Raw genomic sequence first — 22951 nt, 5'->3', positions numbered from 1 at the left:
GCACACCGTCCCCGCAGGAGCGGTGTACAGGTCACCCACCAGGGCCTACTTGGGTTGCGGCACCAAGCGCAAATACGGTTTCAGGGTCTTGAAGCCATCCGGATACTTCTTCCTCGCATCCTCATCGGAAACCGACGTCGGAATGATCACGTCTTCGCCCGGACGCCAGTTCACAGGCGTGGCGACGGTGTGCTTGGCGTTCAGTTGCAGTGAGTCGAGCAGGCGCAGCACTTCGTCGAAATTACGCCCGGCGCTCATCGGGTAGATCAGCATCGCCTTGACCTTCTTGTCCGGGCCGATGATGAACACCGAACGCACCGTGGCGTTGTCCACGGCGGTGCGCTGGCCGCCGCTGGCATTGGGGTGAATCATGTCGTAGAGCTTGGCCACCACCAGGTTGTCGTCACCGATCATCGGATAGTTCACCGCATGGCCCTGGGTTTCCTCGATGTCGCCGACCCAGGCGCGGTGGTCGCTGACCGGGTCGATGCTCAAGCCGACGATCTTGGTGTTGCGTTTGTCGAACTCGGGCTTCAGCCGGGCCATATAGCCAAGCTCGGTGGTGCAGACCGGCGTGAAGTCCTTGGGGTGCGAGAACAGGATGGCCCATTTGTCGCCGATCCATTCGTGGAAGTGGATCGGCCCCTCGGTACTGTCGGCGGTGAAATCCGGTGCCTCATCGCCAATGCGGATAGTCATGTTCGATCTCCTTGGTGTAATGGTCGGGGATGTCTTGCATGCTCAGGTTTTTCGGACCTCAATCAGTGTAGTCAGGAACACGCTTTTCAAAACCTTCCCTGGCGTCAATCCAGCAAAGCGATCAACTGATGACGCTGCGCATCGGTAAGCATCGGGCCGAAACCGGCGCTGGCGTTTTCCGTCATGTAGCGCGGGTTGCCAGTGCCGGGGATGACGCAGGTCACCGCCGAATGCGACAACAGGAACTTGAGTGCCAGGGGCGGCCAACTCTTGATCCCGACTTGCGCGGCCCAACCGGGCAACGGTTTGCCCTGCAACCGCGCGATCAATCCACCGCCGCCGAACGGCCGGTTGCAGATCACCGCGACACCCCGGTCGCGACACAGTGGCAGGAGGCGTTTTTCGACGCCGCGATCATCCAGCGCATAGTTGATCTGCAGGAAGTCCAGCGGCTCAGTCTTGAGCACGGCCTCCACTTCGTCATAGGCCGACGCGGTGTAATGGGTGATGCCGATGTAGCGAATGCGTCCTTCTTCCTTCCACTGGCGCAGGGTCGGCAGGTGGGTTTGCCAGTCCAGCAGGTTGTGGATCTGCATCAGGTCGATGCGGTCGGTCTGCAGCAGCTTGAACGATTGCTCCATCTGCGCAATGCCTTCCTCGCGGCCACGGGTCCACACCTTGGTCGCCAGGAACGCCGGCGACCGTGGCTCGTGAATCGACAGCAGCTCGCCGGTGGTCTGCTCGGCGCGACCGTACATGGGCGAGCTGTCGATGACCTTGCCGCCCTTTTCAAACAACGCGTCAAGCACGGCTGGCAAGCTGCGGTACGCTGGATCCGAAGGCGCCACATCGAAGCCGCGATAGGTGCCAAGGCCGACAGCGGGCAATGGCTCTTTGCTGGAAGGAATGACGCGGGTCATCATGGTCTTGCCTCCTGTTCCCGCCGCTGGCGAGGTTTGCGCACCGCTCGGGCCGAGCGTGAAGACCGCCGAAGCGGCGGCAGCCAGCGTGAGTATTTGCCTGCGGGTCAAACCTTGCGCATGGCTCATGACGATTCCCTCACCGGTGGCCCGGCTCCTGTGGTCCAGCTTCGGCCAATCGCGCCTGGCGCCTGGCCAGCCACAGGCACAACCCGCCCCACACTCCCGCCACCGGCACGACCGCCAGCGCGACCAGGCCGAAGCCTGCGCCCAGGGCCGTCAAACCGGCCGACAGCCAACCACTGGCAGCGTCGCCGCCACGATAGACCAGGGTTTCGATCACATTCTTGGCCTTGTATTTCTCTTCACGGCTGACCACCGTCCACAGCACCTCACGCGCCGGCCGGACCACGCCGAACTCCACCGCGCGGCGCAGTCCTTGGGCCAGTGCCACGCTGGCTGGCACCGGTGCCAGTGCCATGGCGCAAAACGCCACGACTGTCGCCAGGGGCAGCGCCAGCAACGCGCCACCAATGCCCACCAGGCGAATCAACGGCGCCGTCAGCAACAATTGACAGACCAGGGTCAGCGCCGACACCAGCAAATCGACCACGGCGAAAAATTGCGTCCTGCTGCCTACATCAGCGTAGCTGCCAGTGACGATCCGTCCCTGCTCGAAATACAACAAAGTCGCGGCGCTGGTGTGCAGCAGCATGAAGGCCACCAACCCCAAGAGATAAGGCGAGTGCAGGATCAGCGTGATCCCGGCGAGCATGCTGCCCCCCAGGCGCCGTTCGTCCAATATCCGGTTGGCCTGCTGCGATTGCGTCCTCGCCAGCAGCCCCCGATAGCAATGCACCGCCAGTTCCAGCAGCAGCGCCGCGCCGACGGTCAACGCCAGCGGGCCCAAACGAGTGGCCATGGTCGCCGCCAGCAAGGGCCCGATAAAGGTGCCCAGGGTGCCGCCGGCCGCGATGCAGCCGAACAGCCGTCGCCCCTGCTCGTTGGAGAAACGGTCGACTAGCACACTCCAGAAAATCGAGACGATGAACAGGTTGTAGAGGCTGATCCAGACAAAGAACACCCGCCCGACCGTCACCGGCGCGACGTGGTTGCCGATCAACAGGCCAAACACCAGCATCGACACGGCAATCACCCGGTAAATCAAGGGTACGAAGCGCGTGGCCGGCAACCGCGACGCCAGCGTGCCAAACACCGGCACCATCAGCAGCATCACCACGAAGGTGGCGGTGAACAGCCACTGCAACTTCTCGACACCGCCCTCAAGACCCAAGGCATCGCGCAACGGTCGTACCAGGTAATAACTGGCAAGCACGCAGAAATGGAACGCAAAACCCAAGGCCAGGGCCGCTCTTTCTGCAGGCAACACGTTGAGCCACTTGAGCGCCATGGGCATCGGTGCCCTCCTTTACCGCCAGCTACACTCTGACAGCACCCCGGAGCCGTCAATGTTGCCCACTAACGTTAGCCGAATGTCTCGTACCCTGGTGTTACTCGTCGTCATCGCCGCTGTGCTGTACCTGGCGCTCTGCGCGGCCCTGTTCGCGTTTCAGCGCGCACTGATCTACTACCCGCAGCCCCGCGCCGTCGACTCGCCCGAGACACTGCTGACGTTGCCCGTGGACGAGGCGCAGGTGCTGGTGTCGGTGCGGTCGCATGCCGGGCCCAAGGCGCTGATTTATTTCGGTGGCAATGCCGAGGACGTCTCGCGCAGCCTGCCGGAGTTCGACCGGGCCTTTCCCGAGCATGCCCTTTACCTGCTGCATTACCGTGGATACGGTGGCAGCAGCGGTTCACCGTCCGAAGAAGCGATTGCTCGCGATGCCATGAGTTTGTTCGACAAGGTCTACGCCGACCACCCGCAGGTGGCGGTGGTCGGACGCAGCCTGGGCTCGGGGGTCGCGGTGCGCCTGGCCAGTTATCGGCCGGTGGCGAAACTGCTGCTGATCACGCCGTACAACAGCCTGGAGGAATTGGCTGAGCGCCAGTTCCGCTGGCTGCCGGTGCGGTGGCTGCTCAAGGATAAATTCGAATCCTGGCGCTATGCCGAGCACATCACGGTGCCGACGCGCCTGATCGCCGCTGAGCACGACGAGGTGATTCCAGGCGCAAGCACCCGGCGCCTCTACAGCCATTTCCGCCCGGGCGTGGCGACGCTGCAGGTGATTGCAGGCACCGGGCACAACTCGATAGGTAATAGCCCCGACTACGTCAAGGCACTGAGGGATGGTTTGTAACTACCTTGTAGGAGCCAGGCTTGCCGGCGAACCGGATGCCGCGGTTTAACTGTATTACCGCTTTATCGTTCTTCGCGGGCAAGCCTCGCTCCTACAGGCGAACCAAGACACCGGCACGCCGATTCACCCGAAATGCCCAGCCTCTTGCGCCACCATTGATCGGGGATTTCAGCCACACCCAATAAAAACATATTTATATGCTTTAATTGATATTGTCGATCCATCCCATTCAGAGGCTGCCGTCATGAATATCAAGACACTTGCATTGATCCTCCTGGCTTTCTGCGTGCCACCGGCCTGGAGCCAGACCGCGCCCGCTCCCGCGCCTGCTCCAACCGCCGATAGCGCCGCGCTGACAACGCGCCTGGCGCTACGGGATCTTTGGGTCGAACACATCTTCTGGATCAGGAACTACGCGCTCGCCAACCAGGCCGCCGACCGCCAGCAGGCAAAAGTGGCGACTGACCAGGTGGTCGACAACGCGACTAAAATCGCCAACAGCATCGCGCCGCTCTATGGCCAACCGGCCGCCGACCAACTGCTCAAGTTGCTTGCCGGTCACTGGGGCGCGGTGAAACACTACAGCGATGCCACGGTGGCCAAGGACAGCAAAGGCAAACAGGCCGCCGTTGCCGAGTTGACCAGCAATGCCAAGGCGATAGCGGCGTTCCTGGCCAGGGCCAACCCGAATCTGCCGGAAGCGACGCTGGTCAATCTGCTGTCGGCCCATGGCGGCCATCACGTCGCCCAGATCGATGAATTCGCCGCACACGATTACGCCGGCGAAGCACGTACCTGGTCGATGATGCGCACGCATATATTGGCGCTGGCGGACGCACTGACCGCGGCGCTGGTCAAGCAATTCCCCGACAAGTTCTGACACGGCGCGAGGGTACACCATGCTGCAAGGACTGGGTCGAACCCAGCAGGACCTGCTCAACGCGCTGCTGCATCAAGCCGGCGGCATGAGCATCGATGAGTTGGCCGAGCACCTGGCCGTCACGCGTACGGCGATTCGCCAACACCTGGCGGCGCTGGAGCGGGATGGCCTGGTGTTGCGCGGCGAAACCCGGCCGACGGGGCGTCGTCCTGAGCAGCTGTATCAACTCACCGACCACGCCAGGGAACAGTTCCCGCGCCAGTATCAACTGCTCGCCAGCGCGCTGATCGATGAAGTGGCCGACATCATCGGCCCCGAGGCGCTGGCGACGCTGATGCGCAACCTGGGCCGCAAACTGGCCCTGGACCGCGAACAGCAGGTGGTCGATGAAACGAAGATCGTGCAGCACATGAATCAGGCGGGCTATGAAGCCGAGGTGTTTTTCCGCTCATCCGGCGATCAGGAAATCGTCGCCCACAACTGCGTGTTCCACCGTCTCGCCGCCGCGCACCCGGTCGTTTGTGAACTGGACCTGGCGTTGATCGGGGCGCTGGGCGGCGCTGAAGTCGAGCACACCGAATGCATGGTGCGCGGCGGTAATGTCTGTCGTTTCAAACTACGGCCGACGGAACCACCGACCCATCACTGACCTGCCCGGGCATCTGCATCTGCGCCCGCAGGAACCCCCTCAACTCGGCCGCCGCCGGCGACAGGCTATGGCCCTTGCGACACAGGATGCCAATCTGGCGCTCCACCCGGGGCTCGGCCAATGGCAGAAACACCAGCTGTTCATTGCCCTTGGGAAACGCCAGGGACGGCAGCGTGGTGATGCCGATGCCTTCTTCGAGCATCGCGATCAGCGAAATCATGTTGGAGACGAACAGCAGGCTGTTGTCGAGCAAGCTTTCCGCCTCGGTTCCCGCCAGCAGGCGCGAGGTGCCATTGCGCACCAACGGGTACGCTTGCAGGCTGGACCAATGCAGCGCCGCGCCGTTGGCCACCAACGGATGATCATGCCGACAGACCACCCCCACCCGGTCGCTCAGGATCGGCACGAACTCGATGTTGTCATCCGCCACCCACACGCTGCTGATGGCAAAGTCCACCTGCCCCTGGACCAACAACTGCTGCACGCTGTCGGCGGTGCCGTCCTGGATGCTGATCTGCATTTTCGGGTGCTCGCTCACAAACCTCGCGAGCAGGTGCGGCAACAGGCGGCTGGCGACCGACGGCACCGTGGCAATGCTCACCTGGCCTATTTCGTGCCGCGCCAGCAGGCTCACTTCCCGGGCGATGCGATCGTGATGGGCGAGCAAATCCTGGAACAGCGGCAGACAGTGCGCGCCGAATGGCGTCAGCTCGGTTTTACCGCCCTTCTCGAACAGTGGCTGGCCGAGCTTCTGTTCGAGCTCGCGCACGGCCAACGACAACGCCGGTTGCGTGCGATACGCCTGCCGCGCCGCGCCGTGGAAGCTTTTGAGCTGGGCGACGAGCACGAAATAACGCAGTTGAGTGATCTTCAGCTCGGGTGGCACGGTTAGTTTTCCTTATCGTTTCATATTTATTATTAATTTTTATTTGCAGAGTAATACTCTCAAGATGGGACCAACGCAATCGGAGGTTCCCATGGCACTGCAACCCTGCAAAAACTACATTGGCGGCAACTGGTGTGAAGGCCAGGGCCTTGTCGCCAACCACAGCCCTTCGGATGTCGAAGACCTGATCGGGCATTACCACCAGGCAAGCGCCGAACAGACCCAGGACGCCATCGCGGCTGCCCGTGACGCCCAGCCGCAATGGGCCGCCACCGGCCTGGAACAACGCCAGCAAATCCTGATGGCCATCGGCGACGAGCTGATGTCGCGCAAGCTAGAGCTCGGCGAACTGCTCTCGCGCGAAGAGGGCAAGCCGCTGGCCGAGGGCATCGGTGAGGTCCATCGCAGCGCGCAATTCTTCCACTACTACGCCGCCGAAGTGTTGCGCCAGATGGGCGAGACGGCAGCCTCGGTACGCCCCGGGATCGAGATCGACGTCCAGCGCGAACCGGTAGGCGTGGTCGGCATCATCACCCCGTGGAATTTCCCGATGGCCACCGCCGCGTGGAAGATCGCCCCGGCCCTGGCCTTCGGTAACGCCGTGGTGTTCAAGCCGGCCAACCTGGTGCCTGCCAGCGCCTGGGCCCTGACCGAGATCATCAGCCGCCAGCCCTTGCCCGCAGGCACTTTTAACCTGGTGATGGGCAGCGGCAGCGTGGTCGGTGAAAGCCTGATCCAGTCGGCCGATATCGATGCGCTGACGTTCACCGGTTCCCTGCAGACCGGTCGCCGCGTCGCGGTTGCGACCGCCGGCAACCTGGTGCGCTGCCAACTGGAGATGGGCAGCAAGAACGCCCTGGTGGTGCTCGACGATGCCGACCTGGACATCGCCGTCGAATGCGCCTTGAACGGTGCCTTTTTCGGCACCGGGCAAAAGTGCACCGCCTCCTCGCGCCTGATCGTTTGCGATGGCATCCATGACCGGTTCGTCGAGGCGCTGGTCGCGCGCATGCGCCAGCTGAAAGTCGGCCATGCCCTTGAACAAGGAACACAGATTGGCCCCGTTGCCGAAGCTCGCCAACTGCAACAGAACCTTGATTACCTGCAGCTGGCCAAGGCAGACGGCGCGACCCTGGTCGAAGGCGGCGAATTGCTCGCCCTGGAACCAGCCGGGCACTACATGCGCCCCGCGCTGTTCACCCACACCACCAACCAGATGCGCATCAACTGTGAAGAAGTGTTCGGACCGATTGCCTGCGTGATCCGGGTGAGCGACTACGAGCAAGCCCTGGCCGTGTTGAACGACACCGAGTACGGCCTGACCGCCGGGATCATCACCCAATCGCTGCGTTATGCCAGTGACTTCAAGCGCCGCGCCCGCACCGGTTGCGTGATGGTCAACCTGCCCACCGCCGGCACCGATTACCACGTGCCGTTCGGTGGCCGCAAAAACTCGAGCTTCGGTCCGCGCGAGCAAGGGCAATACGCCCGCGAATTCTACACCGTGGTCAAGACCACCTACGTGCGACCTTGAACGGGAGATCACCATGCACGATTTATTGATGATCGATGGCCTGCAATATTCCAACTGGAGCGAAGACATCTTCCGCCAGATGCAGGAAGGTGGCCTGAGCGCAGTACACGCCACCATCGCCTACCACGAGAACGCCCGGGAAACACTGTCGCGCATCGGCGAGTGGAACCGCCGTTTCGAAACCTGGCCGCAGCTGATTCGCCCGGTGCGCGAGGCCTCGGACATTCGCCTGGCGCACGAGGAAGGCCGCGTCGGGATCTTCTTCGGCTTCCAGAACTGCTCGCCCATCGAAGACGACATCAGCCTGGTCGAAGTCTTCCGCCAGCTCGGCGTGTTGATCATGCAGCTGACCTATAACAACCAGAGTCTGCTGGCCAGCGGCTGTTATGAGAACGAAGACAACGGCATCAGCCGCTTTGGTCGCCAAGTCATCGCCGAGATGAACCGCGTCGGCATGCTCATTGATATGTCCCACAGCGCCGAGCGCAGCACCCTTGAAGCCATTGAGCTGTCGAGCCGGCCGGTGATCGTCTCCCACGCCAACCCGTCGAGCTTCCACGCCGCCAAACGCAACAAGTCCGACGCCGTGCTGCGCGCGATTGCCGAGTCTGGCGGCCTGCTCGGCTTCAGCACTTACCCGTTCCACCTCAAGGGAGCCTCGGGCTGCAGCCTGGAATCGTTCTGCGACATGGTCGCCAGCACGGCCGAACTGATGGGCGTGGAGCATATCGGCATCGGCACCGACCTGTGCCAGCAGCAACCTTTGCAAGTGCTCGAATGGATGCGCAACGGGCGCTGGAGCAAAGACAAGGACTACGGCGAAGGCTCCAAGGACAACGCCCACTGGCCGTCACCGCTGCAATGGTTCCGCGACAGCCGGGATTTCCCGGTCATCGCCCAGGGCCTGCGCGACCGTGGGTTCGCCGAGGACGAGGTACGCAACATCATGGGACTCAACTGGTTGCGCCTGCTGGAAAGCGCGACACCTGCAAAAAACTGACCCTTGATCCACTGACCCTGGTTTCACACCGTGAGGACAGCACAGCATGAAAAATAATAACAATAGCCTCCCGTTCATCCCCCAAAGCGGCGGTGCACAGCCCCAGGCGCGTATTTTGGAGGCATCATGAAAACATCCGACACCCTGCAGGGCGACGTCCAGCCACTGGACCTTGCGCCGCCGAAAACAAACATCGACTGGCCACTGTTCCTGATCAGTGGCGGCTTCCTCGGCGCCTTCCTGATCGCAGCCCTGGTCGACATCGACGGCGTGTCGCTACTGGTGAACACGTTGTTCGCCTGGTCGACGAAGTTCTTTGGCTTGTACTGGCAGATCCTGATGCTCGCGACCTTCGCCATGAGCCTGTTCATCTGCTTCAGCAAGTGCGGGCGCGTACGGCTCGGCGGCGTCGACCGACGTCCCGATACCAGTACTTTCAACTGGATCGCCGTGATCATGTGCGCCCTGCTCGCCGGTGGGGGTGCCTTCTGGGCGGCGGCGGAACCGATGATGCACTTCGCCAGTCCGCCACCGCTGTTCGCGGGCATGCAACCGCATACCGAAGCGGCAGGCCACACCGCGCTCGCACAATCGTTCGTGCACTGGGGCTTCCTCGCCTGGGCGGTATTGGGCAGCTTGCTGGCCATTGTGCTGATGCACTTGCACTACGACAAAGGCTTGCCACTGGCACCGCGTACCTTGCTCTATCCACTGTTCGGTGAACGTGCACTCAAGGGGCCGATTGGTACCCTGGCCGACGCCACGTCGATTATCGCCGTGGTCGCCGGCACCATCGGCCCGATCGGTTTCCTCGGCCTGCAGATCAGCAGCGCGTTGCACTCGGTGTGGGGCATTCCCAACGACCTGATGGTGCAGTCCATCACCATCGTGCTGGTCACGGTGATGTACACAACATCGTGCCTTGTGGGGCTCAAGGGCATTCGCTTCGTCAGTGAAATCAACGTGTGGCTGATGATCGGCCTGGCGGTGTTCATGGTGTTGTTCGGCCCGACCGCGTTCATTCTCGGCGGTTTCCCCACGGCGTTCGCCTTGCACATTGAACAGTTCATCCCGATGACCCTGTTCCGTGCCGACCCGAAATGGCTCGACTGGTGGACGGTGTTCTACTGGGGCTGGTTCATCGGTTACGCGCCAATGGTGGCGCTCTACGTGGCGAAGATCTCCCGGGGCCGGACCATCCGCGAAGTGATCATGACCCTGTCGATCATCGCCCCGCTGGTGACCATGTTCTGGTTCACCATTGTCGGTGGCGCCGGCATCGGCATGGAATTGCAGAACCCGGGCATCGTCACCGCCCACGGCGCGCAACCGGAAGACCTGCTGCTGGGCGTGACCCAGAACCTGCCCTTGGGCGGGCTGATCTCGGCGCTGTTCCTGTTCCTGAGCTTCATCTCGGTAGCCACCAATGGCGATGCCATGGCCTTCACCGTGGCGATGGCGATGTCCGCGAATGACAAGCCCAAGGCATGGCTGCGCGCCTTCTGGGCGATCGGCATGGGCCTGGCCGCCGTGGTGCTGATCACCATCGGCTCGGGTGGGGTCACGGCGCTGCAATCCTTTATCGTCATCACTGCCGTACCGGTTTCGCTGCTGATCCTGCCCTCGCTCTGGGATGCACTGCGCATCGCCCGGCAGATGGCTCGTGAACAGGCAGTCTGATAATGAACAGTCCAGGAATCGCAATGATGTCGCACACCGACACAGACACCTCTTCGGCCTTGCGCCCCGCCGCCCGGGTCATGGACCTGGAACGGCTGGGCAGTCACTTCCAGAGCCGCCTGAGTTTCGTGCGCAGCAGCATGCGCAAGATGATGAACGAGCAATGGCGTATCGAGCGCACTCGCTTCGATCTTGACGCCGAGGGCTTCGGCACGGCGATCTATCGGATCGACACCGCCAGTGCCCACTATCACTGCGTGATTTTCTCGATGTACCTGCCGCCGGAAAAACGCAGTGACCGGGTCATTGCCGATCAGTGGGACGTCAGCTTCGTGCTGTTGGCCGGCGATGTCGACGAGCCGCAACTGGCCGACTTGCGGCGCAACGTGCCGTTGCAGGAAGCCGGGCGTTTCGATGCGCGGGTGCTGGTGCTGTCACGGGCCAACCGCAGCCTGCGCAACTTCGAGCGCTTCCTCGGGGCGCTGGCGGAAGGTTGCCAGCCAGACCCACGGCAATTGGCCGAGGTCGGCTACCTGTATCGCACCACCGCCGTGTACGGCAACGGCAAGTTCGGCATCGCCGACTTCAGTTGCCTGCAAGGCAATGCCGACTTCACCCAACCGTTCAGCGCGCAGATGTTCACCGTGTACCTGCTGCGGCATTTCAGCATCGAGCAGATCGAGCACATGGCCCGGGCGCGCAATCCGCAACGGGCGGTCGGGCTGGACATCGAGCTGCAACGCTACCTGGGGGTTGGCAACTCCACGGGGCTGGGCATGGCGCCCTTCCTGATCAATCACCCACAACTGGTCAATCAGTGGGTGTGTGCCCGTGAAACCGCACTGGCGAAGGTGGTGGCTCAACCGGCCGACGTGCCCCGCGCGCAGCGTTTCCAGGCACTGCTGCAGCGGGCTCGGCAACACCTGCAACAAACCAGTACCGAGGATCAACGGCAAAGCGCGATCGATCGGCAGACCCTGGCCGATCTCGACCGCTTGAGCGAGTGGTTCGCCTGTCAGCCCGTCAGCGCCGAACTGTGGTCACGGCTGCAAGACTGGGTTGAGCTGAACACCGGCTTTGGCTGCCAGGAACTGCTGGTCAGCCTGCTGCTGGAGCTGTACCCCGAACAGGTCGATCCGCTGGCCGAGCAGATGTCGGTCAACGAGGGCTTTCGCCTGAACGCCGAGATGCCGCTGGACGCGCTGTGCAACCTGATCGAGACCCACTACCGCTGGGCGCTCGACTACGACCTTGAAGGGGCCGAGGCCAACCACTTCTTCTGGTATCGCTCGGCGGAAAAGGAAGAGCCACGCCTGGGCGAACGGGCCATGGAGCCTGGCGCGGAAAAGGAAATGCAGTTGGGCATCGCCCACAACCTCCAGCGTTGCCACCGTGCCTTGCTGGCCTACCGCGAACGCCATCCGCAGCAATTGACCGCGCATTTCCTGCTCGCCCAGCCGTCGTTCAAAGGCACCGTATGCCGGCTGCAGGGCATGGCCCGTTGCGCCTTCGGGGAAATCCGCGCCAACCTGATGGAACGCAACATGCTGCCGATCCACTTGCTGCGTTGCAAACTGGCGTTCTTCGGCGCTGGCAAGTTCGACCCCAAGTCCAGCCGCTGGGTGCGCATCACCTTGTTCCAGGGTGCGCCACTGGTCAGTGAGATTGGCCAGCCTTTCGCCGATGACTGGAATTTCGCCGTGATGCCGACACTGCCCACCGCTGCCGGAGAACACTGATATGCGCGTCTCGCTCAATGAAATCCAGGTGATCTGCCGCAAGGCCTTCGAGGGTATCGGCTTCGCCCCCGGTGACTGCGAAGACGCCGCCGAGATGATCGCGCGCCTGCAACTGCAAGGCCTCGATGGCATCGGCGCGTTGAAAAAGGCCTTGGCCTTTCTCCACGACGAAGTCGATCGCCCGATCGAAACCTGCTACGAAGATGCCGCGCAGTTGACCCTCGATGCCCACGGCCAAAGTGTCTTGCGCTGCGCCGCCCAGGCGGTGGAGCTGGGTGTCGGCAAGGCGTTGCGCGGCGGCAGTGCGTTGATCCGCATTCGCCATTGCCATAACCGCATCCTGCTGCTCGGCTACCTGGCGCGCTGTGCCCCGGAGGCGCTGAATTTTTGCGTGTACTGGCGTGATGCACGCCAGGAAATGGTTGCCACGTTCAGCGCCGGGCAAACCCGCCCGACCCTGCGGGTGTATGACCTGCCCCAACTGGCGCAGAGCGACGAACAAAGCATCAATGTGCTGATCTCCAGGCACTTCGCGCTGCTGCCGCGACTCAGTGCCGAGGATGCCCTGCCTGCCACCTACCCGCAGCCCGCAGAGGGGCTGGTCGTCGACGATGACGTCTGGACCCAACTGAAAAAACTGGGCGAACGGGTGCTGGTGGAAAGCACCGAGGAGTCGCGTCGGCGCGGTGCTGGCGAAAGCAGCGATGCCCGATAAAACCTTGCAATGTTCCAGGAATCAATCAATGAAACACGCGATCAAGACTGACCTTTTCGCCTCGCGCGCGCCACTGGAATGGGCGGTGGTCGGCAACGGCACGCTGTACACCGCACAGATCCCCATCGACCGCGAAGGCCAGGTCGTCAGCGGCGGCATCGAAGCGCAAACCCGGCAGAGCCTGGACAATCTGCGCCATACCCTGCAAGCCGCCGGCAGCGACCTGGACGCGGTTACCCAGGTGCTGATCTACGTCACCGACCGTAGCTACCTGGCGACGGTGAACGCGATCTATGGCGAGTATTTCCAGGCGCCCTACCCCAACCGGGCAGCCATTGTCGTGGCCGGGTTGGCTCGGGAGGAGATGTTGGTGGAACTGGTGGTGTACGCCTGTCTCTGACGGCCCACCAATTGCTGCCGCAACGGCCACTTAGGGTTTGATGAAAACCCTGTGGGAGCGAGCCTGCTCGCGATGGTCGTCAACGAAAACGCTGGCTGCCTGACACCCCGCGGTGCTTGCTCCTCCATCGCGAGCAGGCTCGCTCCCACAGAGTCGCCCCATACCCTTCGTCGGGTGCACGATCCGGCAAGCAAAACGCCTCCCCGCCGCCTTGAACCTTGTCCCAAGACGCCAGTCTTAGACGGGCATTTTTTCCTCCTACCCATCGTTGTCATCTCATCAGAGCTGTCCGCACCATGCGCCCAACCGCCCTCGCCTTGCGCTTCACTTCGCTGTGCCTGTTGACCTCGCTGCCCCTGATTTCCACCCCCGCCCACGCCGGTGCGGAGCGACAATTGGTGGACGCCATCAACGATTACCGAGCCCATCCGGAAGATTGCGCAAGGCGTCCCGCCCAACGCTTGTCGCCGCTGGCCCTGAAGTCGAGCCTGGCCTTGCCGGTCGGCTACGGCGGTGGCTTGCGCGACCGCTTGAAAGCTTCCGGGTACCAGGCCGTGGCGGTGCGCTCCATTCGAGTGGTGGGTGCCCAAGATGCCGAGGAGGCCTTTGAGATGCTGCAGAGTGATCATTGCGCCGCCTTGCTGGATAACCAGTATGCCGACATAGGCGTCAGTCGCAGTCGCGGTGAATGGCAAGTGGTGCTGGCGCGGCCTGTGCTGGACAGTCGGATGAGCGATCCACGCAGCGTCGGCAAAACCTTGCTCGCCCAGGTCAATGCCGCCCGGGCCAAACCGCGCCTGTGCGGTCGCCAGCGCTTTGCCGCCGCGCGGCCCTTGGCCTGGAATGCCAGCCTCGGCGCGGCGGCGCAAGGGCACAGCAAAGCCATGGCCTACGGCAATTACTTCGCCCACCGCGACCCCGATGGCGACATGCCCGCCGACCGCGCGCGCGCCGCAGGTTTCCGTGGCCGACAGATTGGTGAAAACATCGCCGCCGGCCAAGGTTCACCGAACAAGGCCATGGCCGGCTGGCTGGCCAGCCCCGGGCATTGTGCCAACCTGATGAACCCGATATTCACGCAAGTGGGTGCCGCCTATGCGACGGACGCACGCAGTGATCAAGGCGTTTACTGGACGATGCTGTTCGGCGCGCAATGACCGCTGCACCGGGCATCATCGCGATGCCCGGTACTTCGGCAAGCGGTTACTTCACCAGCCGGGTTTCCCGAGACGGCCGGTAACCGAAATAGGCGCTGTAGCACTTGCTGAAGTGGCTCGGTGATACGAAACCGCAGGCCACAGAGACTTCAACGATGGTCAGCGTGGTGTGCTGCAGCAATCGACGCGCCTCGGTGATACGCAGATCCATGTAGTAGCGCTGGGGTGTCGTGCCCAGTTGCTCCTTGAACAGACGCTCGATCTGCCGGCGAGATCGACCGGCATAAAGACAGAGCGCCTCCATCTCCAGCGGCTCTTCCAGATTGGCGTCCATCAGATTGACCACCTCCCTCAGCGGGCCACTGACGGACACATTCAAGGTGGGTTTGATGCGCCGGTAACGGGACGCTTCAAACGCCAGGATATCTTCGATACCGTCAGTCAACGCCTTGTCATGCAAACCCCTGATCCACTCCAGCGCCATGTAGAAACTGCCCGTTGGGCTGGACGCCGTCAGGCGGTCGCGATCGACCACGTAGGCTTCGCTGGTGACCTGGGTGAGCCTGGCGATTTCCGCCAGCGCCGGACGATGCTCCGGGTGTATGGCGCAGCGATAGCCGTCGAGCAATCCGGCTTGCCCGAGAAACCAGGCGCCGTTCCAGATGCCAGCCAGCGCAACCCCCTGTTCGGCCGCGTCGCGCAACAAGCCGGTCAAACCGTCGTAGGCCTTGAGGGCCGTGCGGTAGCCGCCACAGACAACCAACAGGTCCAGCGCTTGTATTTCGATCGGGTCCAGGCGCGCATCGGGTCGAATCACCAACCCCAGGTCGCTGACGACTTCCCCTTCGGACAACCCGAAGGTTTTCGTCGAAAACAGCTCGGGTCGCAGCAGGTTGGCGGTGACGATGGTGTCGAGCGCCTGGGTGAACGCCGGCAAGGAAAAATGTTCCAGCAACAGGAAGCCGGCCCGGGCCCGCACGGACTGGCCTTCATGGTCTTTGAGGTAGCGAAGGTTTTTACCCTTCATGGCACCGCTGAACTGACGTCGCTCTACCAACGTTCGCCTCGCCTTTCGTGTTGATCAAGATGAGATTGACCGAATTGCGTCGCTCGCGGCGGCGCAATGCGAGCTCTGTTTACGCCAGTTGAACCCCATGAGCAAGTACAGTGGGTTGTGATCGTTCCCACGCTCTGCGTGGGAATGCATCCTGTGACGCTCCGCGTCACCATTGCGCATGGCTCACGTTCTGCGCCGTCAGCGGAACGCGGAGCGTCCCTGGCGGCATTCCCACGCAGAGCGTGGGAACGATCACAATCAACCCATCAAGGCCGCTGCACCACCCTCACCCGCCCACTGCTGCCGCCCCCACAGAAAAACCGCTCGCCACCGTCGGATTCCAGCCCCGACACCCCGATGCCGTCCGGTAGCCTGAGGCTTTCAAGCACTTCGCCGGTATTCGGATCGACGCGGCGCAATTCGCTCTCCTCGCCTTCCCAGGTGCCATGCCACAGCGCGCCCTCGACCCAGGTCACGCCCGTGACGAAACGGTTGGATTGCAAGGTGCGCAGGATAGTCCCGGTCTCGGGGTCGATCTGGTGGATTTTCCGTTCGCGGTACTGACCGACCCACAATGAGCCTTCGGCCCATGTCAGCCCCGAATCGTTGCCACCGCCGGGGGCCGGGATCGTGGCCAGGATTTCTCCGCTGCGAGGATCGACTTTCTGGATGCGGTTCTCGGCAATCTGGAACAGATGCTTACCATCGAAGGCGGTCCCGGCATGCGCAGCGACATCGAGCGAGCGCACCGTACTTCCACTGTCGGGGTCCAGGGCGTAAAGCTTGTCGGTGGTTGCAAACCACACCTGCCGGCCGTCCCAGGTGACGCGGTGCACATCATCGACGTCGGCAAAGGGGCCATATTCACGCACAATTTCGGCGGCTGACTGTTTCATCTCGGTGTTCCTCCAAAGGGGTTGACGGGATCATCCTAGCCACCGGGCAGCGGAACCGGGAGTAACAAGGTCGTCGCGAAACCGGGCACCGGCGGGGTCACCCAGCGCCGTGCCCGTCCCTGTCCGAACGACTGCACCTTGCCCTTGGCTGCCAGCGCTTCGAGCGCGCGTTGCACTGCGCGCTGGCTGCTACCCAACGCCAGGGCCAAGGCCGAACTCGACCAGGACTCGCCGTCGCCAAGCAAGGCGAATACCGCTGCATACTTTTCTTCGACCGGTGGCGTGAGCAGCACCACGTCTGGTGAAACCTGCGCAACCAATGTGAACCCGCGTCGGGTGGCGATCACCGTAGCCAAGGGTTTCAACGCCGCGCGCAAGCGTCCGATTTCAACCCGCAGCCGGGCTCGATGGGATTCATCACTGAGTTTCAACCGAAAGGCCTGCGCGATGAGGGTCTCTCTGGGCACATCGCCCGGCCAGGCCTCAGCGAGTGCTCGCACCAGGGAAAACAGGATCGGACGCCTGGACAGGGAAACCGACATGCCCGCGCCACGCACGACATAGCGGCAAGCGTCCACCACCAGTGAAGTCGAGGCGAGCAGCGCTTCCACCTCGTCCAGCAACAGAGGCCGTTCTTCACCACGCACGAGCTGGTGCGCGGCGGGGCTGTCGAGAATGGAGGATGCACTTTCGACTTCTGCAGACAGCGCGGGAATGCCGGCGAGTTGCGCGGCGAGTTCGGCCCTGGCGAGCGCGGCCCGTGCGGCCTGGGAATGCAGATGGCGCATCGCGATCCCTGCCACGACCAGCTCATGGGTCGCCCGCAAGGGTGGCGGCAACGTTGCCGGGTCCAGGTCAACGAGTTGCCCTTGGGCCTCATCGAGCCGGCCGATCAGCAACAAGCGACGGATGCCCAGATAACGCGCGTGGGCTGCATTGATAAGATCGCCGTGGGCTTGCAGCGTGACCCGCGCCGCTTCCAGCGCCTTCACCGGCCAACCAAGATCCCGCGAGGCCAGTGCGATCTCGGCTTCGGCGACGGTGCAGCGTGCCCGCGCCACGACTTCTTTCGGCCCAAAGGCCCGCGAGGCCATGCGTACCAGCGCTTTGGCCCGCACCAAATCCCCCAGTTGCGCCATGGCGATACCGCGCAGTGCCAGCGCGGGCGCATCGTCACGCAGCGCGATCCGGTCCAGCGCACCCAGCGGATCGCCCGCCGCCAACGCCTGCGCTGCGGCGGTGATCAGCGAATCCATTGCAGTCCTGCCACGCGTGTCACTCCTGCCGTGATAAGTCCGTATGAGTCTATCTCACCCCTCAGTGAGCGTATCCGGCAGTACAGCCAGGCCCGCCGCCACAGGGCAGCGCGTCGAGGGCCCTGTGCTAGTCTCCTTCGTCAAACGCGCACTGATGCGTTTGAACGAACTGCTTCCCCCGGATGATGGAGTTCAACATGAAAAACATCGCTTCCTGGTTAACGATCACGCTTGTAAGTCTAGTGCTTTGCGCCTGCGCCGCCGTCGATGCTGGCAGCGGTGGCGCCGGCGAGATGGAAATCCGCTCAGGAAAAATCGAGCAGATCACCATGACGCAAATGCAGACCAACCACGACAGCGGCGTCGGCGCCATCCTTGGCGGACTCGCGGGCGTGGGAATCGGTAGCCTGATCGGTTCGGGCACCGGGCGAGATGTCGCCATGGTCGCGGGCGCCCTTGCGGGTGCGGCGGGTGGCAACTACGCCGAGAAGAAAAAATACGATCAACCGCAACAGGCCCAGCAAATTATCGTGCGTACCAAGAGCGGCGTCCTGGTATCGGTAACGCAGCCGGTCAATGCCGCACTGAGCAAAGGCCAGAGTGTTTATATCGAAGGTACCGGCAACGAAGCCCGGGTAGTGCCGCAAAGCTGATCGCCTGTTGCACTCGAAATCCATGGTCACGCGTCAATGCTGATGCCCCGAGCCTGAACAGCTCGGGGCATTTTTCTTTCTGAATAAGCGGGCATCATTCGCTTCGACCGTCCGTCGTCCGGGCATGAAAATACCGCTTGACGTCGATTGAGATCTGGAGGACTATTATTTCAATCGGATGCGATCTAAGCGCATACGACATTACATACAACCTGACCGCACCCTTGAGGATTGACCCATGAGCAAGATCGAAAAAGTCCTGGCCACCGGCAAGACCCACACCACCCTGAGCAGCGCCGGCAACACCTCGCGCGGCCACAACGGCAACCTCGACATCGAACTGTCGACGCCAGGCTCCGCCCAGCCAGCCCATGTGTTCGCCGCCACCCAGCCGCACCCGAAAGCCGAGCAATTGTTCGCCGGGGCCTGGTCGGCCTGCTACACCGCGGCCGTCGGCCTGGTGGCCGCAGAGCGCAACATCGCGCTGCCGGCGGATCTGGCGGTCGACATCGAAGTGGACCTTGGCCAGACGGGCCCAGCGTACTTCCTCCAGGCCCGACTGACCCTGCGCGTGCCGGGGCTGGCACAGGACGTTGCAACGGAACTGGCGCATATCGCCGACTCCATCTGCCCCTATTCCAAGGCCACCCGCGGCAATATCGACGTTGCCCTGAACGTCATTACCGCATAATTAATATCGCATACGATGCTAGCGCATACGAACAATATACCCGCAGTAAACTTGAGGAACTCATCATGAGCAAGATCGAAAAAGTCCTGGCCACCGGCAAGACCCACACCACCCTGAGCAGCACCGGCACCACCTCGCGCGGCCATAAGGGCAACCTCGACATCGAATTGTCGTCCCCTGGCAGCGTCACACCGGCACATGTGTTCACCGGCGTACAACCGCACCCCAAGGCCGAGCAACTCTTCGCCGGAGCATGGTCGGCCTGCTACATCGCCGCGGTGGGCCTGGCCGCCCAACAGGCTAAGGTGTCATTGCCGGCCGACACGGCCGTGGACATCGAAGTCGACCTGGGCCAGACCGGCGCAGCCTACTTCCTCCAAGCCCGACTAACCCTGCGGGTGCCAGGCCTGTCAAATGAAGTGGCGAGCGAACTGGCGCACAACGCCGATGCGATCTGCCCGTACTCCAAGGCCACCCGCGGCAACATTGACGTGAGCATCAACGTGCAGACCGCGTGATGCACCGCACGGCCGGTTCGCCAGGGTTATCCCCGGTAACCGGCCGCTTGGGGGGCGGGACCCGGAGGCTTGGAGCACTTCCGACACCATCGCATACGACGTATAATTTCAGCGTCGCAGCCTGCCCAAAGAGAGACCCCATGAAAACCACCGACAAAACGTCCGCCCTGGATCTCAAGCTTTCCGATTTCCTGTGTTTTGCGGTCTATTCCACCAACCTCGCTTTTGGCAAGGCCTACAAGCCGATGCTCGAACGACTCGGCCTGACCTATACGCAATACATCACCCTCGTTGCGCTGTGGGAGCAAGACAACCAGACCGTCGGCAGCCTCGGGGAAAAACTGTTCCTGGAATCCAACACCCTCACCCCGATCCTGAAAAAGCTCGAAGCGATGGGTTACCTGCTGCGTCAGCGCGACCCGGAAGACGAACGCCAGGTACGAATCAGCCTGACCGACGCCGGTCGCCAGCTGCGCACAGAGCTGACGGAAGACGGCTTTCCGCAAACCGGCCTCGATCCCGACGATTTCGTGCAGATGCAGCAGGCGATCGTGGCGTTGCGCAACAACCTCATCCGCAACACCAAAGCCGTGTAGGAGCGAGCACGCTCGCGATGGTCGTCAACGATGACGCGGGGCACCTGACACCCCGCGGCGCTCTCAGGCTCATCGTCGGCACACCGCCCGGAGCATGCTCGCTCCGACAGGGGTTTAGGGTTATTTGTCCGACTTGATCGCCGTCCACACCCGCGTGCGCACCCGCTCCAGCTTCTGCGGCAACGGCTGCACGACATACAGGGTTTTGAGAGCCTCGGGGGTCGGCGTCAGGTTCGGGTTGCCGGTGATTTCCTTGTTGATCAGCGCCAGCGAGTCCTTGTTGGCATTCGGGTAACCGAGGAAGTCGCTGATCGGTGCGATGACGGTCGGGTCGAGCAAGGTGTTGAGAAACGCGTGGGCTTCATCGACGTTCTTCGCGCTCTTGGGAATGGCAAAGGTGTCGAACCAGATCGGCGCGCCCTCCTTGGGCAAGCGCCAATCGACCACCACGCCATTGCCGGCCTCCTTGGCGCGGTTGCCGAACTGGTAGAAGCTGCCGGAGTAGCCGATGGCCACGCAAATGTCACCGTTGGCGATATCGGTCATGTACTTGGCCGAGTTGAAGTAGGTGACATAAGGGCGAATCTTCAGCATCAGCGCCTTGGCCTTTTCGTAGTCCTCGGGGTTCTGGCTGTTGGGGTCCAGCCCCAGGTAATGCAGGGCCAGCGGCAGAATCTCGGAGGGCGAGTCGAGCATGGCAACACCACAGGCCTTGAGTTTTTCCATATTCTCGGGCTTGAACACCAAGTCCCAACTGTCCACCGGTGCATTCTCGCCCAGGGCGGCCTTGACCTTCGCCGGGTTGAAGCCGATCAACACGGTGCCGTACATGTAAGGCACGCCGTACTGGTTGCCGGGGTCGTTCTTGTCCAGCAACTTGAGCAGCGCCGGGTCCTGGTGTTTCCAGTTGGGCAGCCTGGTCTTGTCCAGTTTCTGGAACACACCGGCCTTGATCTGGGTTTCGATGAACTGATTCGACGGCACCACCAAGTCATAGCCGCTGTTGCCGGTCAGCAGCTTGGCCTCCAGGGATTCGTTGGTGTCGAAGGTGTCCCAGGTGACCTTGATCCCGGTTTTCTCGGCGAAGTCCTTGGGCACGGACGGCAGGATATAGTCCGCCCAGTTGTACACCCGCAATTCGCGCTGCTCGGCATGTACGGCACTGGCCAGCAGCGTCAGGCCGCAAACGGTGGCACCCAATAGGCGTTTGATTGTGTCCATGGATCAATTCCCCAAGTCAGCTCGATGGTTTTTATGTGCTGTACACGGCAGCGCCCGGCAAAACAGCCAAGGCAAGGAAGATCGGGTTCATAGTTATCGATGGGAGGCTCTTGCGCATCAGCCACCGGTTTTCGATTCTTGCCGACAGCCCCGCAGGTTCATAGCGCGGGGTTGGCCAAAAGGAGATCGTAATGGCCATTATCGGTGTCCGGGAGCATAGCCAATGGTCGCTACGCGAAACGTTTTCGGCAGCCTGGAATGCGGCGCAAACCTGCAGGGATGGCGAATACCGTGCCTGCGACTTAATCTGCCTGTCACAGCAATCACCCCGTGGGGCGCCCTCCCGCCCGAGGAGTTGACCGATGCCGCTGACCCTCTATTACCACCCGCTTTCGTCGTTCTGCCACAAAGTGCTGATCGCCCTCTACGAGTACGACATCGATTTCCAGCGGCGAGTCATCGATCTTTCCAGTGCAGCAGACCGCGCGGAGCTCGAGGCGTTATGGCCCCTGTGCAAGTTCCCGGTCATCCGCGATCACACGCACCCGCAGGGGTTGGCGGAATCGAGTGTCATCATCGAATACCTGGACCGCTTCCATGGAGGTGGGCGCTGCCTGCTGCCCGGTGATTGGGATACTGCCTTGCAAGTGCGCCTGTGGGATCGGTTTTTCGACCAGTACGTGCAAGTACCGCTGCAGCAGATAGTCGCCGATCGCATTCGCGCGACGAACGGCGACCTGAGCCGGGAACGGGCCATGCTCACCACGGCCTACGGCATGCTCGAGCGCCAGCTGGCTACGCGAACCTGGGTGGCCAGCCCGGACTTCAGCCTGGCCGATTGCGCCGCGGCCCCGGCCCTGTTCTATGCCAGTACCCTGGTGCCCTTCCCCGACGACTGCCAACACCTGAGCACGTATTTCGACAGGCTGGTACAACGGCCTTCATTCCGGCGCGTCATCGACGAAGCCAGGCCCTGGTTCGCCTTCTATCCATTTGCCGAGGCCATTCCCCAACGGTTTCGCTAACAACCTCATGCGCACACTGAAGGCGCTTATCGGGTGTATATCCATTGCTGCGGTAACGGCCACCTCCTTCAGGTGTACATATCCATTCCTGCGGTAACGGCTACCTAGGGTTTCGCCCTTACGGCGAGTCACTTGGAAAAGCCTGTAGGAGCCCGGCTTGCCGGCGAAGGCGGCCTTATAGCCGACCTGACTTCGACGGATGTACTCGAATCAACTGTGGGAGCGGGCTTGCTCGCGAAGGCGGCCTGACAGCTGACCTATTATTTGTTGCCGGAGTACATATCCATTCCTGCGGTAACGGCCACCTAGGGTTTCGCTCTTACAGCGAGTCACTTGGAAGAACGGAACGCCGCCCGGCTCCAAGTAACCAAGGGCTCTTGCCCCTGGCGTTCGGTGCCTCGCTAGGGCTCGACATGCCCTCGCTCCGGTCCTGCTCCGTGGGCCCGCCGCGATGGGCCATCCTTGGCCCAGCGCGGCTAAACCGGCATCCATGCCGGTTTACCCACTGCGCAGAACCTCCA

Annotated in this window: 23 protein-coding genes; 15 read left to right on the top strand and 8 right to left on the bottom strand. The window is 62.3% G+C overall.

What is annotated here, in order from left to right; translation table 11 throughout:
• Positions 1-45: 45 nt before the first annotated feature.
• The 3 genes from AC1Q8Q_RS29665 to AC1Q8Q_RS29655 form a co-directional block, all read right to left on the bottom strand.
• The gene (locus tag AC1Q8Q_RS29665; RefSeq protein ID WP_492615861.1) at positions 46-699 is read right to left on the bottom strand and encodes a peroxiredoxin; all 654 of its coding nucleotides are present in this window, start codon (positions 697-699) and stop codon (positions 46-48) included.
• Between the two features lie 104 nt (positions 700-803).
• Positions 804-1748, bottom strand: coding sequence for an aldo/keto reductase (locus AC1Q8Q_RS29660; RefSeq protein WP_168758320.1), 945 nt, complete (start codon positions 1746-1748; stop codon positions 804-806).
• 10 nt (positions 1749-1758) lie between these two features.
• A complete protein-coding gene (locus tag AC1Q8Q_RS29655; RefSeq protein WP_492615860.1) occupies positions 1759-3036 on the bottom strand; it encodes an NTP/NDP exchange transporter in 1278 nt (425 codons plus the stop codon).
• Positions 3037-3088: 52 nt separating this feature from the next.
• Here AC1Q8Q_RS29655 and AC1Q8Q_RS29650 point away from each other — a divergent pair, with 52 nt between their 5' ends.
• The 3 genes from AC1Q8Q_RS29650 to AC1Q8Q_RS29640 all read left to right on the top strand — a co-directional run bounded on the left by AC1Q8Q_RS29650 (position 3089) and on the right by AC1Q8Q_RS29640 (position 5406).
• Entirely contained in the window at positions 3089-3877 is a 789-nt protein-coding gene (locus tag AC1Q8Q_RS29650) for an alpha/beta hydrolase (RefSeq protein WP_454866085.1), read from the top strand.
• A 244-nt stretch (positions 3878-4121) separates the two neighbouring features.
• Positions 4122-4757: a hypothetical protein gene (locus AC1Q8Q_RS29645; RefSeq protein ID WP_168758322.1), complete on the top strand. Its 636-nt coding sequence runs from the start codon at positions 4122-4124 to the stop codon at positions 4755-4757.
• Positions 4758-4776: 19 nt separating this feature from the next.
• A complete protein-coding gene (locus tag AC1Q8Q_RS29640; RefSeq protein WP_033042045.1) occupies positions 4777-5406 on the top strand; it encodes a helix-turn-helix transcriptional regulator in 630 nt (209 codons plus the stop codon).
• Here AC1Q8Q_RS29640 and AC1Q8Q_RS29635 read toward each other — a convergent pair.
• Positions 5369-6292 (bottom strand): LysR family transcriptional regulator, encoded by a 924-nt coding sequence (locus AC1Q8Q_RS29635; RefSeq protein WP_033042043.1) that lies wholly within the window; start codon positions 6290-6292, stop codon positions 5369-5371. The two genes, AC1Q8Q_RS29640 and AC1Q8Q_RS29635, sit on opposite strands and share 38 nt — an antisense overlap.
• Positions 6293-6383: 91 nt before the next feature.
• Between AC1Q8Q_RS29635 and AC1Q8Q_RS29630 the strand changes: the two genes are divergently transcribed.
• The 7 genes from AC1Q8Q_RS29630 (at position 6384) to AC1Q8Q_RS29600 (ending at position 14517) form a co-directional block, all read left to right on the top strand.
• Positions 6384-7826, top strand: coding sequence for an aldehyde dehydrogenase family protein (locus tag AC1Q8Q_RS29630; RefSeq protein WP_492615859.1), 1443 nt, complete (start codon positions 6384-6386; stop codon positions 7824-7826).
• 13 nt (positions 7827-7839) lie between these two features.
• The gene (locus AC1Q8Q_RS29625; RefSeq protein ID WP_033042039.1) at positions 7840-8826 is read left to right on the top strand and encodes a dipeptidase; all 987 of its coding nucleotides are present in this window, start codon (positions 7840-7842) and stop codon (positions 8824-8826) included.
• Between the two features lie 126 nt (positions 8827-8952).
• A complete protein-coding gene (locus AC1Q8Q_RS29620; protein WP_240963492.1) occupies positions 8953-10506 on the top strand; it encodes a BCCT family transporter in 1554 nt (517 codons plus the stop codon).
• A gap of 23 nt (positions 10507-10529) precedes the next feature.
• The gene (locus AC1Q8Q_RS29615) at positions 10530-12245 is read left to right on the top strand and encodes a hypothetical protein (RefSeq protein ID WP_020796436.1); all 1716 of its coding nucleotides are present in this window, start codon (positions 10530-10532) and stop codon (positions 12243-12245) included.
• Position 12246: 1 nt separating this feature from the next.
• Positions 12247-12960: a DUF3726 domain-containing protein gene (locus AC1Q8Q_RS29610; RefSeq protein ID WP_033042035.1), complete on the top strand. Its 714-nt coding sequence runs from the start codon at positions 12247-12249 to the stop codon at positions 12958-12960.
• Positions 12961-12988: 28 nt separating this feature from the next.
• Positions 12989-13360, top strand: a complete 372-nt coding sequence (locus AC1Q8Q_RS29605; protein ID WP_020796434.1) for a RidA family protein — start codon at positions 12989-12991, stop codon at positions 13358-13360.
• Between the two features lie 296 nt (positions 13361-13656).
• The gene (locus tag AC1Q8Q_RS29600; RefSeq protein WP_020796433.1) at positions 13657-14517 is read left to right on the top strand and encodes a CAP domain-containing protein; all 861 of its coding nucleotides are present in this window, start codon (positions 13657-13659) and stop codon (positions 14515-14517) included.
• A 46-nt stretch (positions 14518-14563) separates the two neighbouring features.
• Here the strand turns inward: AC1Q8Q_RS29600 and AC1Q8Q_RS29595 are convergent, their stop codons facing one another.
• From AC1Q8Q_RS29595 to AC1Q8Q_RS29585, 3 genes are all read right to left on the bottom strand, one after another.
• Entirely contained in the window at positions 14564-15574 is a 1011-nt protein-coding gene (locus AC1Q8Q_RS29595) for a GlxA family transcriptional regulator (protein ID WP_492615858.1), read from the bottom strand.
• Positions 15575-15840: 266 nt separating this feature from the next.
• Positions 15841-16470, bottom strand: a complete 630-nt coding sequence (locus AC1Q8Q_RS29590) for a Vgb family protein (protein ID WP_492615857.1) — start codon at positions 16468-16470, stop codon at positions 15841-15843.
• Between the two features lie 35 nt (positions 16471-16505).
• Positions 16506-17726, bottom strand: coding sequence for a helix-turn-helix domain-containing protein (locus AC1Q8Q_RS29585; RefSeq protein WP_168758326.1), 1221 nt, complete (start codon positions 17724-17726; stop codon positions 16506-16508).
• Between the two features lie 197 nt (positions 17727-17923).
• On the opposite strand from AC1Q8Q_RS29585, the gene AC1Q8Q_RS29580 reads away from it, so the two are divergent.
• The 4 genes from AC1Q8Q_RS29580 to AC1Q8Q_RS29565 all read left to right on the top strand — a co-directional run bounded on the left by AC1Q8Q_RS29580 (position 17924) and on the right by AC1Q8Q_RS29565 (position 20184).
• Positions 17924-18379, top strand: a complete 456-nt coding sequence (locus AC1Q8Q_RS29580; RefSeq protein ID WP_033044023.1) for an outer membrane lipoprotein — start codon at positions 17924-17926, stop codon at positions 18377-18379.
• A gap of 238 nt (positions 18380-18617) precedes the next feature.
• Positions 18618-19070: an Ohr family peroxiredoxin gene (locus tag AC1Q8Q_RS29575; protein WP_020801214.1), complete on the top strand. Its 453-nt coding sequence runs from the start codon at positions 18618-18620 to the stop codon at positions 19068-19070.
• Positions 19071-19135: 65 nt separating this feature from the next.
• A complete protein-coding gene (locus AC1Q8Q_RS29570; protein WP_033044025.1) occupies positions 19136-19588 on the top strand; it encodes an Ohr family peroxiredoxin in 453 nt (150 codons plus the stop codon).
• Between the two features lie 140 nt (positions 19589-19728).
• Positions 19729-20184, top strand: a complete 456-nt coding sequence (locus AC1Q8Q_RS29565; protein ID WP_020801216.1) for a MarR family winged helix-turn-helix transcriptional regulator — start codon at positions 19729-19731, stop codon at positions 20182-20184.
• A 120-nt stretch (positions 20185-20304) separates the two neighbouring features.
• Here AC1Q8Q_RS29565 and AC1Q8Q_RS29560 read toward each other — a convergent pair whose 3' ends face one another.
• Positions 20305-21405, bottom strand: a complete 1101-nt coding sequence (locus AC1Q8Q_RS29560; protein ID WP_492599311.1) for a polyamine ABC transporter substrate-binding protein — start codon at positions 21403-21405, stop codon at positions 20305-20307.
• A gap of 362 nt (positions 21406-21767) precedes the next feature.
• Between AC1Q8Q_RS29560 and AC1Q8Q_RS29555 the strand changes: the two genes are divergently transcribed.
• A complete protein-coding gene (locus AC1Q8Q_RS29555; protein ID WP_020801219.1) occupies positions 21768-22430 on the top strand; it encodes a glutathione S-transferase family protein in 663 nt (220 codons plus the stop codon).
• The last annotated feature ends 521 nt before the right edge of the window (positions 22431-22951 follow it).

This window comes from Pseudomonas sp. GW823-FHT06B06, assembly GCF_058795195.1.
Note: the sequence above shows the minus strand (reverse complement) of the source record. Positions and strands in the feature narration are given on the sequence as shown.

What these genes read in the sequence shown, in the direction of transcription:
- AC1Q8Q_RS29630 (WP_492615859.1), top strand. Translation starts at nt 6,384, where the DNA reads ATGGCACTGCAACCCTGCAAAAACTACATTGGCGGCAACTGGTGTGAA.
- AC1Q8Q_RS29645 (WP_168758322.1), top strand. Translation starts at nt 4,122, where the DNA reads ATGAATATCAAGACACTTGCATTGATCCTCCTGGCTTTCTGCGTGCCA.
- AC1Q8Q_RS29585 (WP_168758326.1), bottom strand. Translation starts at nt 17,726, where the DNA reads ATGGATTCGCTGATCACCGCCGCAGCGCAGGCGTTGGCGGCGGGCGAT.
- AC1Q8Q_RS29600 (WP_020796433.1), top strand. Translation starts at nt 13,657, where the DNA reads ATGCGCCCAACCGCCCTCGCCTTGCGCTTCACTTCGCTGTGCCTGTTG.
- AC1Q8Q_RS29590 (WP_492615857.1), bottom strand. Translation starts at nt 16,470, where the DNA reads ATGAAACAGTCAGCCGCCGAAATTGTGCGTGAATATGGCCCCTTTGCC.
- AC1Q8Q_RS29615 (WP_020796436.1), top strand. Translation starts at nt 10,530, where the DNA reads ATGATGTCGCACACCGACACAGACACCTCTTCGGCCTTGCGCCCCGCC.
- AC1Q8Q_RS29555 (WP_020801219.1), top strand. Translation starts at nt 21,768, where the DNA reads ATGCCGCTGACCCTCTATTACCACCCGCTTTCGTCGTTCTGCCACAAA.
- AC1Q8Q_RS29660 (WP_168758320.1), bottom strand. Translation starts at nt 1,748, where the DNA reads ATGAGCCATGCGCAAGGTTTGACCCGCAGGCAAATACTCACGCTGGCT.
- AC1Q8Q_RS29650 (WP_454866085.1), top strand. Translation starts at nt 3,089, where the DNA reads ATGTTGCCCACTAACGTTAGCCGAATGTCTCGTACCCTGGTGTTACTC.
- AC1Q8Q_RS29620 (WP_240963492.1), top strand. Translation starts at nt 8,953, where the DNA reads ATGAAAACATCCGACACCCTGCAGGGCGACGTCCAGCCACTGGACCTT.
- AC1Q8Q_RS29625 (WP_033042039.1), top strand. Translation starts at nt 7,840, where the DNA reads ATGCACGATTTATTGATGATCGATGGCCTGCAATATTCCAACTGGAGC.
- AC1Q8Q_RS29665 (WP_492615861.1), bottom strand. Translation starts at nt 699, where the DNA reads ATGACTATCCGCATTGGCGATGAGGCACCGGATTTCACCGCCGACAGT.
- AC1Q8Q_RS29575 (WP_020801214.1), top strand. Translation starts at nt 18,618, where the DNA reads ATGAGCAAGATCGAAAAAGTCCTGGCCACCGGCAAGACCCACACCACC.
- AC1Q8Q_RS29655 (WP_492615860.1), bottom strand. Translation starts at nt 3,036, where the DNA reads ATGCCCATGGCGCTCAAGTGGCTCAACGTGTTGCCTGCAGAAAGAGCG.
- AC1Q8Q_RS29560 (WP_492599311.1), bottom strand. Translation starts at nt 21,405, where the DNA reads ATGGACACAATCAAACGCCTATTGGGTGCCACCGTTTGCGGCCTGACG.
- AC1Q8Q_RS29570 (WP_033044025.1), top strand. Translation starts at nt 19,136, where the DNA reads ATGAGCAAGATCGAAAAAGTCCTGGCCACCGGCAAGACCCACACCACC.
- AC1Q8Q_RS29605 (WP_020796434.1), top strand. Translation starts at nt 12,989, where the DNA reads ATGAAACACGCGATCAAGACTGACCTTTTCGCCTCGCGCGCGCCACTG.
- AC1Q8Q_RS29580 (WP_033044023.1), top strand. Translation starts at nt 17,924, where the DNA reads ATGAAAAACATCGCTTCCTGGTTAACGATCACGCTTGTAAGTCTAGTG.
- AC1Q8Q_RS29640 (WP_033042045.1), top strand. Translation starts at nt 4,777, where the DNA reads ATGCTGCAAGGACTGGGTCGAACCCAGCAGGACCTGCTCAACGCGCTG.
- AC1Q8Q_RS29565 (WP_020801216.1), top strand. Translation starts at nt 19,729, where the DNA reads ATGAAAACCACCGACAAAACGTCCGCCCTGGATCTCAAGCTTTCCGAT.
- AC1Q8Q_RS29610 (WP_033042035.1), top strand. Translation starts at nt 12,247, where the DNA reads ATGCGCGTCTCGCTCAATGAAATCCAGGTGATCTGCCGCAAGGCCTTC.